The 14,359-nt window shown below is 74.0% G+C and carries 12 protein-coding genes and 1 pseudogene; 5 read left to right on the forward strand and 8 right to left on the reverse strand.

Annotated features, from left to right (window positions below; all coding sequences use genetic code 11):
• Positions 1 to 140: 140 nt before the first annotated feature.
• Positions 141 to 1,328, reverse strand: a complete 1,188-nt coding sequence (locus HS045_RS18410) for an ROK family protein (protein ID WP_196452542.1) — start codon at positions 1,326 to 1,328, stop codon at positions 141 to 143.
• Between the two features lie 229 nt (positions 1,329 to 1,557).
• Complete coding sequence (locus HS045_RS18415) at positions 1,558 to 3,432, reverse strand: nitrate- and nitrite sensing domain-containing protein (RefSeq protein WP_196452543.1); 1,875 nt, start codon at positions 3,430 to 3,432, stop codon at positions 1,558 to 1,560.
• 119 nt (positions 3,433 to 3,551) lie between these two features.
• Between HS045_RS18415 and HS045_RS18420 the strand changes: the two genes are divergently transcribed.
• Positions 3,552 to 3,971, forward strand: a complete 420-nt coding sequence (locus HS045_RS18420; protein WP_307827582.1) for a hypothetical protein — start codon at positions 3,552 to 3,554, stop codon at positions 3,969 to 3,971.
• Here the strand turns inward: HS045_RS18420 and HS045_RS18425 are convergent.
• From HS045_RS18425 to HS045_RS18435, 3 genes are all read right to left on the reverse strand, one after another.
• Entirely contained in the window at positions 3,913 to 4,770 is an 858-nt protein-coding gene (locus HS045_RS18425) for a hypothetical protein (protein WP_196452544.1), read from the reverse strand. The genes HS045_RS18420 and HS045_RS18425 overlap by 59 nt on opposite strands.
• A 277-nt stretch (positions 4,771 to 5,047) precedes the next feature.
• The gene (locus HS045_RS18430; protein ID WP_196452545.1) at positions 5,048 to 6,583 is read right to left on the reverse strand and encodes a S1 family peptidase; all 1,536 of its coding nucleotides are present in this window, start codon (positions 6,581 to 6,583) and stop codon (positions 5,048 to 5,050) included.
• 78 nt (positions 6,584 to 6,661) lie between these two features.
• Positions 6,662 to 7,678 (reverse strand): LysR family transcriptional regulator, encoded by a 1,017-nt coding sequence (locus HS045_RS18435; RefSeq protein WP_196452546.1) that lies wholly within the window; start codon positions 7,676 to 7,678, stop codon positions 6,662 to 6,664.
• Positions 7,679 to 7,820: 142 nt separating this feature from the next.
• Here HS045_RS18435 and HS045_RS18440 point away from each other — a divergent pair, with 142 nt between their 5' ends.
• Together HS045_RS18440 and HS045_RS18445 are read left to right on the forward strand one after the other, a co-directional pair.
• Positions 7,821 to 8,036, forward strand: coding sequence for a DUF6158 family protein (locus tag HS045_RS18440; protein ID WP_230884094.1), 216 nt, complete (start codon positions 7,821 to 7,823; stop codon positions 8,034 to 8,036).
• A 58-nt stretch (positions 8,037 to 8,094) separates the two neighbouring features.
• Positions 8,095 to 8,334, forward strand: coding sequence for a hypothetical protein (locus HS045_RS18445; protein WP_196452548.1), 240 nt, complete (start codon positions 8,095 to 8,097; stop codon positions 8,332 to 8,334).
• A 56-nt stretch (positions 8,335 to 8,390) separates the two neighbouring features.
• On the opposite strand, the gene HS045_RS18450 is transcribed toward HS045_RS18445, so the two are convergent.
• From HS045_RS18450 to HS045_RS18460, 3 genes are all read right to left on the reverse strand, one after another.
• Positions 8,391 to 8,690: a hypothetical protein gene (locus HS045_RS18450; RefSeq protein WP_196452549.1), complete on the reverse strand. Its 300-nt coding sequence runs from the start codon at positions 8,688 to 8,690 to the stop codon at positions 8,391 to 8,393.
• Positions 8,691 to 8,908: 218 nt separating this feature from the next.
• Complete coding sequence (locus HS045_RS18455; RefSeq protein ID WP_196452865.1) at positions 8,909 to 9,466, reverse strand: AAA family ATPase; 558 nt, start codon at positions 9,464 to 9,466, stop codon at positions 8,909 to 8,911.
• Positions 9,467 to 9,543: 77 nt separating this feature from the next.
• Positions 9,544 to 10,365 carry a patatin-like phospholipase family protein gene (locus tag HS045_RS18460; RefSeq protein WP_196452550.1) on the reverse strand — a complete coding sequence of 274 codons (822 nt, stop codon included), beginning with the start codon at positions 10,363 to 10,365 and terminating at the stop codon, positions 9,544 to 9,546.
• A gap of 177 nt (positions 10,366 to 10,542) precedes the next feature.
• Here HS045_RS18460 and soxR point away from each other — a divergent pair.
• Both soxR and HS045_RS18470 read left to right on the forward strand, forming a co-directional pair.
• A pseudogene (gene soxR / locus HS045_RS18465) lies at positions 10,543 to 10,986 on the forward strand (redox-sensitive transcriptional activator SoxR); the annotation flags it as partial.
• Between the two features lie 318 nt (positions 10,987 to 11,304).
• Positions 11,305 to 14,265, forward strand: coding sequence for a cellulose binding domain-containing protein (locus HS045_RS18470; protein ID WP_196452552.1), 2,961 nt, complete (start codon positions 11,305 to 11,307; stop codon positions 14,263 to 14,265).
• The last annotated feature ends 94 nt before the right edge of the window (positions 14,266 to 14,359 follow it).

Genomic DNA, 14,359 nt, shown 5'->3' on the forward strand with positions numbered 1-14,359 from the left:
CCGGCCGGTCCGGCGCGGTCGGCGGTCGGCTCGGATGAGACCGGCCGGTCCGGCGCGGTCGGCGGTCGGCTCGGACGGGACCGGGCAGCCCGGCGCGGTCGGCCCGGTGCGGTCGGAGCGGCGGCCCCCGGCCTGACCGGTCAGCCCCCGGTGGCCGGCCGGTCGACGGCGCCGGGGGACAGGACGTGGTCGACGACCATGACGGCCGCGCCGATCACCCCCGCCCGGTCGCCCAGCTCGCTGGCGGTGATGGTCAGGTGCTGGGTCGCCAGGGGGAGCGACCTGCTGTAGATGACCTCGCGGAGCCCCGCCAGGACCTGCTCCCCGGCCTCGGCGAGGTCGCCGCCGATCACGATGACCGAGGGGTTGAAGAAGTTCACGATCGAGGCGAGGACGTCGCCGATCTCGCGTCCCGCCTGGCGGATGAGCTGGACGGCCTGGGTGTTGCCGCCCCGCACCAGGCGGACCACGTCACGGCTGTCGGCGGCCTGCACGCCCTCGGCGCGCAGGCGGGCGGCCATCGCCGCGCCCCCGGCGACGGCCTCCAGGCAGCCGGCGTTGCCGCACCGGCAGACGGTGTCGAGGGCCGAGGCGACCCGGATGTGGCCGATGTCCCCGGCGGCGCCCTGAGCGCCGCGGTGCAGGCGGCGGTCGCTGATGATGCCGCAGCCGATGCCCGTGCCGATCTTGACGAAGATGAGGTGATCGGCCTCAGGGCGGGCGGCCCAGTGCTCGCCGAGGGCCATGATGTTCACGTCGTTGTCGGCGAGCACGGGCACGCCCAGCCGCCCGCCGAGCCACTCGGGCACGGGGAAACCGTCCCAGCCCGGCATTATCGGAGGGTTGACCGGCCGGCCCGAGCCGTGCTCGACCGGGCCGGGCAGCCCGACGCCGATGCCGCAGACCTCGGCCGTCGAGTGCCCGGTCTCGGCGAGCATCTCCTCGAAGGTCCGCTGGAGCCAGGCGAGCGTCGGCTCGGGTCCCCGGTCGACCGGCAGCTCGGCCGCCCGCTCGGTCAGCACCTCGGTCGCCAGGTCGGTGACCGCCACCCGGGCGTGCGTGGCGCCCAGATCGGCGGCCAGGACGACGCGGGCGGAGCGGTTGAAGGTGAAGGCGACGGCGGGGCGCCCGCCCGAGGAGACCGCCTCCTCGGTGGGGACGATCCACTGCTGGCCGACGAGCGCGTCGAGGCGCTGCGCCAGGGTGGACCGGGCCAGGCCGGTGAGCTGGACCAGCTCGGCCCGCGTGCGGGCCCGCCCGTCGCGCAGGATGCTCAGGAGCGCCCCCGCGCCGGGGATCGGGCCGCCCTCCTCGCTGGGCACGCGCACAGCCAACCCCCTCGATCCCGCCCTGCCGGAGCGACTTGCGTCCGTGGCACCCCCTCATTATGCCCACATCCCGACTACCTTCGGCCGACCTCCGCCATAAGGGGGCGGGTGACACCGCGCCACCGGATCGGTTGAACGGCCCGATCACTCGTCCCGGCCCCGGCCGTGCGCCCTGCCGGGCCGTGCGCCCTGCCGGGTCTCCGGCCGCGGCACCGGCGGGGGCGCCCGGTCACGGGAGCGCGGGAGCCTCCTCCTCGGCCAGTACGGAGGACGGGATCAGGGCGATCGCGCTGATCCCGCCGTAGGGGGAGGGCCGCAGGGTGACCTGGACGCCGTGCCGGGAGGCGAGCATCGCGACCACGAACAGGCCGAGCCGGTCGCTGTCGGCCAGGTCGAACTCCGGCCGCTCGGCCAGGCGGCGGTTGAGCCCGGCCAGCTCCGCGTCCGGGATGCCCAGGCCGCGGTCCTCCACCTCGACGGCCAGCCCGGCCGCCGCCCACTCGGTCCGCACGATCACCCGGGTCTGCGGCGGGGAGAACACCGTCGCGTTCTCCACCAGCTCCGCGATCAGGTGGGTGAGGTCGGCCACGGCCGCGCCGGTCAGCGCGGCCCGGGGCGCGGGCAGCACCCGCACCCGGGCGTAGTCCTCGACCTCCGCCACGGCCGCGCGCAGCACGTCCACCACCGGGACCGGCTTGCGCCAGCCCCGGCCCGGCGCCGCGCCGGACAGGATGATCAGGTTCTCCGCGTGGCGGCGCATCCTCGTGGTCAGGTGGTCCAGGCGGTAGAGGTCGGCGAGCGTCTCCGGCTGCTCCTCCCTGCGCTGCATCGCCTCCAGCTGGGTGAGCTGGCGGTGCAGCAGCGACTGGTTGCGCCGGGCCAGGCTGACGAAGACCTGGCTGACGCCCTTGCGGAGCCCGGCCTGGTCCGCCGCCGCCTCGTAGGCGGTGTGCCGGACGGTGTCGAGCGCCTGCCCGATGTCGCGGATCTCCGGCGTGCCGCCGAGCGGGGGCAGCGGCTCCTCGGGGACGTCCTGGCCCCGCCGGAGCCGCTCCACGAGCTGCGGCATCCGCACCTCCGCCAACTGGACGGCCATCTGGCGCAGCTCGCCCAGCTCGGCGGCGAGCCGCGCGGCGAACCGGTGCGCCAGCACCACCGACAGGACCAGCAGGATCAGGCCGAGCCCGCCCGCGACCGCGATCTGGACCAGGACGGCGACCGCGGCGGGGACGACCCGGGCCGTCAGCAGCGCGACCACCTCGGTCTGCTGGCGCTCCACCTTGACCCAGAGCTGCTCCACCGGCGACAGGTCCGCCGGCAGGGTGCGGGAGGTCAGCGTCCGCGACTCCAGGTCGAGGAACGCCTGGTAGGACGGGGAGGCCCCGAGCGCGTCGTACGGCCCGCGCAGCTCGGCGTCGAGCCGGGCCAGGGCCTGCCGGTACACCAGCCGGCGCCGCGCCGCCATCTCGGCGAACGCGGCGTGCTCGGCGTCGGTCAGCCGCTCCCCGGCTCCGACGGCCGACAGCAGCGCCCGCTCCCTGGCCAGGATCTCCTTGGCCTCGCCGAGCCCGGTGACCGAGCGGGCCTGCTGGTAGATCGAGATGTCGGGGACCAGGATCATCCGGTCGTACATGCGGAACATCGCGTCGATGACGGCGTCGTACTCGCGGATCACCCGGGTGGCGTCCGCGCCGCGGGAGTCGACCAGGGTGCGGGTGGCGGGCAGCCGGTCCAGCGTGGCGAAGAGCGAGACGAGCCGGATGCGCATGTCGTCGCCGACCGCGTCCCGGGTGTCCGCCGACAGGGCGGTCCTGCGGAAGGCGGCGATGGCCCGGTCGGACTCCAGCCGCTGCTGGACGACCGTCTCCAGGTCGGACCTGTCGTGCAGGTAGCGGGCGGAGTGCAGCCGCTCGTTCTGCAGCTCGATGACCGCCTTCTCCGAAGGCGTGGCCACGCTCTCGACCAGCGTGTTGATCTCCAGGAGCCGTATCCCGTCCCCGGTGGTCAGAGCCGCGGCGAAGCCCCAGAGCAGGACGAGGGAGACGATCGGCACCAGCAGGAGGGCGGTGATCCGGAAGCGGATCGGCCGACCGGGATTGTCCATACGTCGCCTCGGGGGGGATTTCGTGATGAAATGCGCGATCAGAGATCGCTGCTGAGGCTACACCTCCTGCGGCCGGTCGGTCAGATCCCACCCGCGTTCCCCACCTTCGGAGGCACCCCGTGCGGCTACCGCGCACCCCGTCCGGCTGGTCCATCGCCGTCTTCGGCCTGCTGGCCTTCCTGCTCGGCCTGCTCGGGCTCGTCTCGCCCGGCACGACGCTGGAGATGCTCGGCTTCGAGGTGCTCCGGACGCGCGCGCCCGGCGACTACACCCTCGTCTACATGGCCGCCTCGTCGATGGCGGCGGTGAACATGGGCGTCTACTACATGCTCGCCTCGGCGGTGGACTTCCGCCCCTTCTTCTTCTGGACGGTCCCGTTCCGCCTGGTCACCTTCACCGTCTTCACCGCCCTGGTGGTCACCGGCGAGGCCCCGGCGAAGTTCCTCGGCGTGGGCCTGTGGGAGGGCGCGGGCGCGCTGATCACCGGGGCGGCACTGTGGTGGGAGAGCCGCCGGACGCCGGCGGCGCAGGCCGCCTGAAGAAGGCCGCGATCGCGACGGGGTCCACCGGACCGGCGAGCAGGGCGAGCATCTCGTCCCTGCGCGCCGGATCCACCTTGAACGGGTGGCCGAACACGCGCGGGCCGGTCCCGTCGTGCAGCAGCCGGGTCAGCATCAGGTCGCCGGGCAGGGCCTGCGCGGGAAGGAGCTCGTCGGTCAGGGTCACCTCGCCGGTGCCGTCGGTCAGGGTGATCTCCCGCCCGGCGACGCCGAGGACCTCCCAGAGCCGCAGCGGGGTCCGCCGCCACGACTCCAGCAGCGCGACCTCGTCCTCGCGCAGCCACTCGCCCCGCGCGTCCAGGAACTCGCCGACCACGTCGCGCTCGAACAGCGCCAGGTCGGCCAGGGCGTGCTCGGCCACCCGCACGCTCCGGGCCACCAGCTCGCCGACCAGGTGGCGGCGGGCCGGCCGGTAGAGGTAGACGGTCAGTTGCCGGAACAGGTGCGCGGCCCGTGCGGGCAGCCCCTGCCCGGGGTCGGTGCGGCAGGCGGCGTACTCCTCGGCGTCCCGTCTGGCCGGTTCGAGCCCGGGGTCGAGGGAGAGGGCCTCCTCGACGAGGCCGGCCGCCTCGAACGAGCGGCCCTCGCCCTCCGCGGACCGGGCGGCCAGCAGCAGCGCGGCCGGCTCGGTCCGGGGCAGGGCCTTGAGGAGGCCGGGAGGCAGGGGTTCCCGCTCCACCTCGTCGGCGACCCGGGCCAGGACCTCCGCCGACCGCGACAGGGAGGCGATCACCTCGGACAGGTCCGCGCCCTCGCTCAGGGATGGGAACTCGCTCATCCCTCCATTCTCGTACGCCCGCCGTACGGCTCCGCCCGTCCGCCCGCCACCGCCCGCGAGGCCGGCCGTGGCGGGCCGCGCCCCGCCGTGACCCGCCGTACGGCTCCGCCCGTCCGCCGCGGCCTCGCACGTGAAGCGGCGCCGCCGCCCCCCAGGACAGGAGGGGGACGGCGGCGCCGTTCGGGGGGGTGCCGCGCCGGGCGGCGCGGGGCCGCGGCGGTGCCGGTGAGCCGCCCGTGAGCGGCCCGTGAGCGGTCCGGGCACCGCCGCGTTCGCGCTACGGCGTCGTCAGGCCGACGGTGAAGGCGCCGGTGCCGCTGTAGGCGTGGATCCGGACCCGGTAGGTGCCCGAGGTGCCGTTGTAGGTGAAGGACTCGTCAGGGCCGGAGCCGGTCCCGCTGGCCACGTTCACCCAGGAGGAACCGCTCTGCTTCTGCAGGTAGAGGTCGAAGTCGGTGCCGTTCGGGCCGTCCAGGCAGAGCCGGTGGGTGCCCGAGGCGGCGGTGAAGGAGGCGCTGTAGAGGTTCTGGCCGGAGGTGGTGGCCGAGCCGCTGAGGGTCCGGGTGTAGCCGGTGCAGCCGGTGGGCGGCGGGGGCTCGGTGCCGCCGCCGGTGGCCAGGGTCAGGCCGTAGGCCGAGAGGATCTCGTTGACCGGCTGGTGGTAGGTGGTGCCGCCGGAGGTGCAGTTGCCGGAGCCGCCGGAGGTGACGCCCTGGGCCTGGTCGCCGGAGATGTACGAGCCGCCGGAGTCGCCGGGCTCGGCGCACACGCTGGTGCGGGTCACCCCGGAGATGGTGCCCTCGGGGTAGGTGACGCTGGTGTTGTGCTGGCCGATGGTGCCGCAGTGGTACCCGGTGGTGGAGCCGGCGCGGCAGATGGAGGAGCCGACCGCCCGCTGCGTGGAGCCGCGGACCGGCAGGATGCCGGAGTTGTAGGCGTTCACGACGCCGGTCGGGGTCCACTGGCTGTTGACCTCGACCCAGGCGTAGTCGTTGCCCGGGAAGGACGAGCCGCGGAAGGTGCCCTGCGCGACCCGGTTGTGGCCCTGGGTGGCGGTGCCGACGTCGCCGCAGTGGCCGGCGGTGACGAAACCGCCCTGGCTGCCGGCCTTGGTCACCGAGAAGCCGACCGAGCAGCGGCCGCCCATGTAGTAGGCGTCGCCGCCGCGCACGTCGTAGAGCGGCTGGGGCTGCTCGGCGGTCCGCTCGACGCGGACCAGCGAGGCGTCGACGCCGCTGGCGTCCACGAAGGCCTGCGCCTCGGCGGTGTCGCGGGCCAGGACCACGACGCTGTTGTCCTGGACGTCGACGTACCAGGAGGCGATCGACTTGGGCGAGCCCTCGGCCTTGGCGTCGAGCCCGGCCTTGGCGGCGTCGAGCGTCGCGAGCGAGTGCCGGACCAGCTTGGCCTGCGCACCCGTCGTGAGGATGGCGGAGATCTGGGCGGAGTCGCTGGTCGCCACGACGAACTCGGCGGTGGGCCCGGTCACCCACGCTCCGCCGAACTTCTCGCCGAGCCGGGCGGCGAGCACCGGCTCGACCTTGGCCGCGGCGGCCTCGTTGACCAGCCGGGTCCTGGCCTGGTCGGCGTTGATGCCGAGGTCGCGGGCCAGGGCGTCGACCAGGCCGGGTGCGGGCGCGGGGGCCTTGGCGGCCATCGCCTTGGCGTCGGTGTACAGGGCGGTGGAGGCGTCGCCGGGCCCGGCCTTGCCCGGGGTGAAGGCGTCGTCCGGTCCGGCGTGGGCGAGGGCGGGGGTGGCCACCAGCGCGAGGGCGAGCGCGAAGCCCGCCGTCACGGCACTTCGTCGGAGCATGTGATCTCTCCTCATGTTCGGGGGGTGCGCCGTCAACGTAACGGCGGGCGCATGAGGCGCGGATCTACCAGTTCGCCCCTACCGCCGCGTTATGGGCGGGGGGAGGGCGGAGGAGAGGGGGCGGGCGTCGAGGTCCTGCGGCGCGGTGCCGAAGCGCGGGTCGCCCGCCAGCCAGGACGCGTACCGCGTGCTCCGCCGTACGGCGTCGGCGTGGGCCGACCGCGCGTGCTCGGTGATCACCGGGGCGACCCGGGCGACGGGCGACTCCGGGTGCCAGCCGAGCAGCTGCCGCCAGCGCAGCGGGGCGCCCGCGAGCGGGAGCAGTCCCAGCCCGGCGGCGGGCTGGAAGGTCGCCTGGCACAGCGCGACGGCGCGGCCGACCGTGGCCAGGTGCATGCACGTGGCCACATCGGTCTCGTAGACGGTCTTCGGGGTGAAACCCGCGCGGGCGCAGGCCGCCGCGAAGCAGTCGCCGAAGCAGCCGTCGCCGGGCGTGGCCGTCCACTGCTCGTCGGCCAGCTCGCCCAGCTCGGCCTCCTTCCTGCCCATCAGCCGGTGCTCCTCGCTGAGCAGCACGAAGACCGGATCCACGGCGATGGTCGTCCAGACGACGGGCCCGTCCACCGGCGGCGGGCTCTCCCCGCAGGCGCCGATGATCGCGAAGTCCAGCCGCCCGGTGGTGAGCATCGTGTTCAGCTCCCTGGCCGACCAGGAGGTGTGGGTCGTCACCGGTGTCGACGGCCACGCCGTCGTGAGCCGGTCGACCAGCCCTCCGAGGATCGGCCCGTTGGTGGCGCCGAGCCGGTAGCGGGGGATCTCCCCGCAGGCGTTGGCGAAGCGCACGGCCTCTTCCTGGAGCTCCCTGGCGGCGGGCAGCAGCACCCGCGCCCGGGCCAGCACCAGCTCTCCGAGGGGCGTGGGCCTGGCGCCGTTGTGGTCGCGGTCGAAGAGAGATCCTCCCAGCACCCGCTCTATCCGTTTGAGCTGCGCGGTCAGCGCGGGCTGGGCCAGCCCGAGATGGGTGGCCGCCTTGGTGACGCTCCCGGCCTCGGCGACCGCGCGCACGATCCTGAGGTGTCGGAGCTCGAGATCCATACCGGGAAGGTAAGGCCCCGACGGTATGGCTGCAATGCGAACAAGTCATGAAATCTGACTCAATTTCGTGGAATCGTTCCAATGGCGTATGCCGTACCGGAGGTGAGGACGGGCCTGGACGGGGTAAGCGGATGCCATGACGATGGGAATCGATCCTAAGGACCTGTCAGAGGACGACCTGATCCGCGAGCTGCGCCGGCTGCACGCCACCCGGACGGACACGTTCCTGCACGGTTCGGCCGACGCGCTCGCCAACCACAGCACCCGGACCGAGGAGCTGGAGGAGGAGTACCTGCGCCGCCACCCCGAGCGCCAGGTCGACCCCGAACGGCTGCGCGAGGGCGCCCGGCAGCGCTGAGACCGGCCCGGCCGGGAGACCGGCGGGCCCCACCGAGCCCCACCGAGGAGGTACGGCCGTGCGAGACGATCCCCATGACGTGCAGACCCTGTCGACCGACGACATGACCGTCTACGAGGCGGTGGCCTACCTCGCCGTGGACGACCGCGTCGCCGAGACCGCGGACGTCGCCCGGGTGGCGGCCCTGCCCGAGGAGGCCGTACGGCGCAGCCTCGCCGTCCTGGCCGAGAAGGGCTGGATCGAGCCCCGGGGCGGGGCCCACGTCCTCGGTCCCCACGACTGGTCGGTGGAACGCTGAGCTCCGGCGGGCGCCACATGACCGCCCCGCCGGTTCCGCGGCCCCGTCCGCCCGTCTCAGATCCTGGACAGGATGCGGTCGCTGACGAAGCACAGCATGGTGAACTCCCTGGCCCGCCGGTAGGCGAAGTCGGACAGCCCGTCGCTGTCGGCGGCGTACAGGTCGAGGTCGAACTCCAGCAGCCGCTCGGCCACCGACGCGTGCACCTCCAGCACGTCGTCCGGCCAGGCCGCGTACGTCTCGCCGTCGACCCAGCGGGCCGAGAACGACTCGAACAGGATGCCGTCGACCAGGCCCGCGAGCTGCGGGAGCAGGGCGAAACCGCGATCGGCCGGCCTGACCGGCCTGGAGAACACGCCGATCCTCCACCGGGAGGCGACGAGGCTCCACGAGGAGCGTCCGGCCGTGATCGGCGACTGCGGTTCGTGCCGACCGCATCAGGGCCGACCGCATCAGGGCCGACCGCATCAGGGCCGACCGCATCAGGGCCGACCGCGTCAGGGTCGGCGCCGAAACGCCCGGGGCGGCCGTCGCCGTGAGCGGCGACCGGCTCCGACCGGCTCCGGCGCGGACCCTAGGCGCCCCGCCGGACGAGTCGCCCGGCCTGCTCGCCGACGGGGGCGGCGCCGGGGCGGTTGTCGATCTCGGCGTGCGGGACGACCGGCGGATCGTCCACCCGGATCGCCCGCAGGTACTCCTCGAACCGGGCCAGTTTGCCGGCGTCCCTGGCCAGGCCGCGCCGCTCCAGGCGGGCGCGGAGGGTGGGGCCGTCGGAGCGCACCCAGACCAGGTGGACCGGGGACCCGCCCAGCTCGTCCACCCACCGGGACCACAGGTGCGCGTCGTGGACCTGCGAGGTGAAGGGGCCGTCGAGCATGACCGGGCAGCCGTGCGAGCGGATCTGCCGGGCGAGCGCGGTCAGCCCGGCGTACTCGTGGCGCTTGACGTGCTCGTCGTACCAGGGGCCCTCGCGCTCCCCGGCGTCGCGGCCGTGGGCGCTCAGCGTGGCCGCGACGAAACCGCCGTAGGCGGTGTCCTTGTCGAGCAGCGCGGGCACCGGGTCCAGCCGGGCCAGCAGGGCCGCCGCCACCGTCGACTTGCCGGCGCCGGGCGGACCGCTGACGATCCACAGCGTCCCCGGCGTGCCCGGCGTCCCCGGCGTGCCCGGCGTCCCCGGGGACCTCTGCGGGCCCGGGGGACGCGGCGGGGTCAGCGCCACACCTTCCGCACGGCCTCGGCGACGGCCGGGGCCTGGGCGAGGCCGGCGTCGAAGGCCGGGCGCCACAGGGACGGGTCGAGGACGTTGGAGCCGAAGACGGCGACGGCCGTCTCGTCGGGGACGATGTGGGCGATCTCCGCGTCGCCGAGCCGGGCGAGCTCGGCCGTGAAGCGGGCCCTCGGGGCGAGGTGCGCCATCGGCTCCACGACCACCACGGCCGAGCAGCCCTCCGCCAGGTCGGCGTTGGTCGCCGAGCGGACCCCGCCGTCCATGTAGCGGCGGCCGTCGATCTCCACCGGCGGGAAGACGCACGGCACGGCGCAGCTGGAGGCGACCGCCGCGACCAGGGGCACTCCGGAGGCGCGCTCCCAGACGACGAACTCGCCGGTCTCCGCGTCGACCGCGGTGATCAGCAGCCGCCGCTCCGGCCATTCCTTGACCGGCAGGCGCTCGCCGACGGTCTCGATCCTGGCCCCGGTGTCCCTGACCGAGAGCGCCAGCGCGCCCACCCGCCGCCGGGCCTCCCGCGGATCGAGGGACGGGTCGTACAGGATGCCGAAGGCGGCCATCACCGGTTCCATGTCGACCGCCGGGACGGTCGCCCTGGTCTCCGAACCCGCCTGGGAGGCGACCGCGCCCTCCAGGTCGGCGCCGGTGGAGACGAGCGCCCCCACCACCGATCCGGCGGACGTGCCGACCACCAGGTCGGCCTCTCCCAGGTCCACCCCCGCCCGGCGCAGGCCGGTGACGACCCCCGCCTCCCAGGCGATCCCCGCGACGCCTCCGCCGCCCAGCACCAGTGCTCTCGTCATGCGCCCATTCTTACCTGATTGCCCCGTGGGATCCCGATGGTTCCGCGATGCCCTCACCGTCCGCGACGCCCTCACCGTCCGCGATGCCCTCACCGTCTGTACGGCCCGGTCCGTCGCGGTCGTCGTGCGCCCGGAGGCGGACCTCAAGCTTCCTTGAGGTCGGCGTAGGATGGGGCGGTGTCCCAGACCACGGAGCTCACCGTCGGCCAGCTCTCCGCGCGCAGCGGGGTCGCGATCTCGGCCCTGCACTTCTACGAGGCCAAGGGGCTGATCCGCAGCCGCCGTACGGCGGGCAACCAGCGCCGCTACACCCGCGACACGCTGCGCAGGATCGCCTTCATCCGGGTCTCCCAGCGGGTCGGCATCCCGCTGAAGACGATCCAGCGCGCGCTCTCCGCGCTGCCGGACGGACGCACCCCGAACCGCGAGGACTGGGCCCGGCTCTCCGCGCTGTGGCAGGGCGAGCTGGACGACCGGATCCGGCAGCTCCAGCGGTTGCGGGACGGCCTGACCGACTGCATCGGCTGCGGCTGCCTGTCCCTCGACCGCTGCGCGCTGGCCAACCCGGACGACGTGCTGGGCACCCGGGGGCCGGGATCGCGGCTGATGGTCGCCCCCGCCGCGGGCTGCGCCGCGCCCGGGGCGGGCGCAGGGGCGGAGGCCGCCGGGGCGGGCGCCGGGGCGCAGGCCGGGACGGGCCCCGGGGTGTGCGGGATCCCGGGCGGGGGAGCGATCGCCGGGACGGTGTGAAAATTACATCGGCCCCGCGGCCCCACCTCCCCTTTGTTGGTTTGATGCTCAAACTAATTGACGGTGCCCCGACGGCCGTGTGACCCTCTGGGCGCTCATGCACGCGCATCACGGGCGGTCGGAGGTCAGGTTCCCGCTCTCTGATCGTGCATGGCGGTTCGTCCATCGCTCCGTGGAGGGAAGCCGTACATGCGAAGAAGACTGGTCGGCGTGCTCGCCGCCTCGGCGCTGGCGTGCGCCGTGGCGGGCGCGGCCGCCACGGGCGCGGCGGCGCAGACCGCCCCGGCCGGCGCCGCGGCGAGCGCCGCCCCGGCCGCCGAGGCCAACGACTGGAAGAACGTCCGGATCGACGGCGGCGGGTTCGTCCCGGGCATCGTCTTCAACCAGAAGGAGAAGAACCTCGTCTACGCCCGCACCGACATCGGCGGGGCGTACCGGTGGGAGCAGTCCGGCAAGCGCTGGACCCCGCTGCTCGACTGGGTCGGCTGGGACAAGTGGGGCTACAACGGCGTGGTCAGCCTCGCCACCGACCCCGTGGAGACGAACCGCGTCTACGTCGCGGCCGGGATGTACACCAACGACTGGGACCCCAACAAGGGCGCGATCCTGCGCTCGGCCGACAAGGGCGAGACCTGGCAGGCCACCGAGCTGCCGTTCAAGCTCGGCGGCAACATGCCGGGCCGGGGGATGGGCGAGCGGCTGGCCGTCGACCCCAACGACAACAGGATCCTCTACCTCGGCGCGCCCGACGGCAACGGCCTGTGGCGCAGCACCGACAAGGGCGTCACCTGGGCCAAGGTCGCGAGCTTCCCCAACCCGGGGAACTACGCCGCCGACCCCGGCGACCCCAACGGCTACCTGAGCCACCGGCCCGGCGTGGTCTGGGTGACCTTCGACCCGACCTCGGCGACGGCGGGGAAGGCCACCCAGAAGATCTACGTCGGCGTGGCCGACAAGGAGAACACGGTCTACGGCTCCTCCGACGGCGGCGCCACCTGGACCCGCCTCGCCGGGCAGCCGACCGGCCACATCGCCCACAAAGGCGTGCTCGACCACACCAGCGGCACCCTGTACATCGCCACCAGCGACACCGGCGGGCCGTACGACGGGGCCAAGGGCGACGTGTGGAAGCTGGACACCAAGACCGGCGCGTGGACGCGGATCAGCCCGATCCCGTCCAGCTCCGCCGACGACTACTTCGGCTACAGCGGCCTCACCATCGACCGCCGGAACCCCGGCACGATCATGGTCGCCACCCAGGTCTCCTGGTGGCCCGACGCGATCTTCTTCCGCTCGACCGACGCCGGCGCGACCTGGACCCGGATCTGGGACTGGAGCTCCTACCCCAACCGGACCAAGCGCTACACCATGGACATCTCCTCCGCGCCGTGGCTGACCTTCGGGGCCAACCCGCAGCCGCCGGAGGAGGCGCCCAAGCTCGGCTGGATGAACGAGTCGGTGGAGATCGACCCGTTCGACTCCGACCGGATGATGTACGGCACCGGCGCCACGATCTACGGCACCGAGGACCTGACGAAGTGGGACACCGGCGGCACGTTCACCATCAAGCCGATGGTCGAGGGGCTGGAGGAGACCGCGGTCCTCGACCTGATCAGTCCGCCCAGCGGCGCGCCCCTGGTCAGCGCGCTCGGCGACATCGGCGGCTTCCGCCACACCGACCTGGCCAAGGTCCCGGCGATGATGTTCACCGCCCCGACCTTCACCTCGACCACCGGCCTCGACTACGCCGAGACCAGCCCGAACATCATGGTCCGGGCGGGCAACTTCACCGACGCCGACCGGCCCAATGACAGCCACGTGGCCTTCTCCACCGACGGCGGCGCCAACTGGTTCCAGGGCACCGAGCCCGGCGGGATCAACGAGGGCGGCACCGTCGCCGCGGCCGCCGACGGCTCCCGGTTCGTCTGGGCGCCCAAGGGCGTGGCCGTCCACCACGCGGTCGGCTACGGCAACAACTGGACCGCCTCCGCCGGCATCCCGACCGGGGCCGTGGTCGAGTCCGACCGGGTCAACGCCAGGAGGTTCTACGGCTTCAGCGCCGGGAAGTTCTACGCCAGCACCGACGGCGGCGCCACCTTCACCGCCACCGCCGCGACCGGCCTGCCCGCCGAGGGCAACGTCAAGTTCAAGGCCGTGCCCGGCAGGGAGGGCCACCTCTGGCTCGCCGGCGGCGACGCCGCCAAGGGTGCGTCCGGCATCTGGCGCTCCACCGACGGCGGCGCCTCCTTCACCAGGCTTCCCGGGATCACCTCCGCGGTGAACGTCGGCTTCGGCAAGGCCGCCGAGGGCCGCGGCTACCAGGCGCTCTACGCGGTCGCCACGATCGGCGGCGTGACCGGCGTCTTCCGCTCCGACGACACCGGCGCCACCTGGGTCCGGGTCAACGACGACCGCCACCAGTACGGCAACATGGGCGAGGCCCTGACCGGCGACCCCCGGATCTACGGCCGCGTCTACCTGGGCACCAACGGCCGCGGCATCGTCTACGCCGACACCGGCGGCGGCACCACGCCCCCGGACGACGACACCACCGACCCGTCCAAGCCGGGCAGGCCGACCGCCTCGGCGATCACCTCGACCGGCGCCACGCTCACCTGGACGCCCTCGACGGACGACGTCGGGGTCGAGGGCTACGACGTCTACCGGGAGGCCGGAGCGACGGACGTCAAGGTCGGCTCGTCCTCCTCGGCGTCGTTCGCGCTGACCGGGCTGACGGCCGACACCTCCTCCACCTACTACGTGGTGGCCCGTGACGCCGCCGGCAACACCTCGGCGGCCTCCGACCCGGTGACCTTCACGACCGCCCCCGGCGGCTCCACCGACGGCGGCTGCACCGCGGCCTACAAGGTCGCCCATTCCTGGCCCGGCGGCTTCCAGGGCGAGGTGACGGTCAAGAACACCGGCACCACCGCGATCACCGGCTGGACGGTGAAGTGGACCTTCCCCGACGGACAGAAGATCACCCAGCTCTGGAGCGGCGTGCACACCCAGACCGGGGCGGACGTCACCGTCGAGAACGCGGGCTGGAACGGCGGCCTGAACGCGGGCGCCTCCACCGCGTTCGGCTTCGGCGGCAGCTGGACCGGCGCCAACGGCGTCCCGGCCGCCGTCACCTGCACCGCGGGCTGACCTCCGCGGGCTGACCCCCGCGGGGGTCACCCCCGTGAGGCGACCCCGCGAGGGGAGATCCCGGCCGTACGGCGTGCCCGCCGTACGGCCGGTT

The organism is Planomonospora sp. ID82291 (assembly GCF_015711645.1).
GTDB lineage: Bacteria > Actinomycetota > Actinomycetes > Streptosporangiales > Streptosporangiaceae > Planomonospora.

Excerpts from the sequence above, each read along its gene's own strand:
- HS045_RS18415 (WP_196452543.1), bottom strand. The coding sequence starts at position 3,432 with ATGGACAATCCCGGTCGGCCGATCCGCTTCCGGATCACCGCCCTCCTG.
- HS045_RS18425 (WP_196452544.1), bottom strand. The coding sequence starts at position 4,770 with ATGAGCGAGTTCCCATCCCTGAGCGAGGGCGCGGACCTGTCCGAGGTG.
- HS045_RS18430 (WP_196452545.1), bottom strand. The coding sequence starts at position 6,583 with ATGCTCCGACGAAGTGCCGTGACGGCGGGCTTCGCGCTCGCCCTCGCG.
- HS045_RS18435 (WP_196452546.1), bottom strand. The coding sequence starts at position 7,678 with ATGGATCTCGAGCTCCGACACCTCAGGATCGTGCGCGCGGTCGCCGAG.
- HS045_RS18440 (WP_230884094.1), top strand. The coding sequence starts at position 7,821 with ATGGGAATCGATCCTAAGGACCTGTCAGAGGACGACCTGATCCGCGAG.
- HS045_RS18460 (WP_196452550.1), bottom strand. The coding sequence starts at position 10,365 with ATGACGAGAGCACTGGTGCTGGGCGGCGGAGGCGTCGCGGGGATCGCC.
- HS045_RS18470 (WP_196452552.1), top strand. The coding sequence starts at position 11,305 with ATGCGAAGAAGACTGGTCGGCGTGCTCGCCGCCTCGGCGCTGGCGTGC.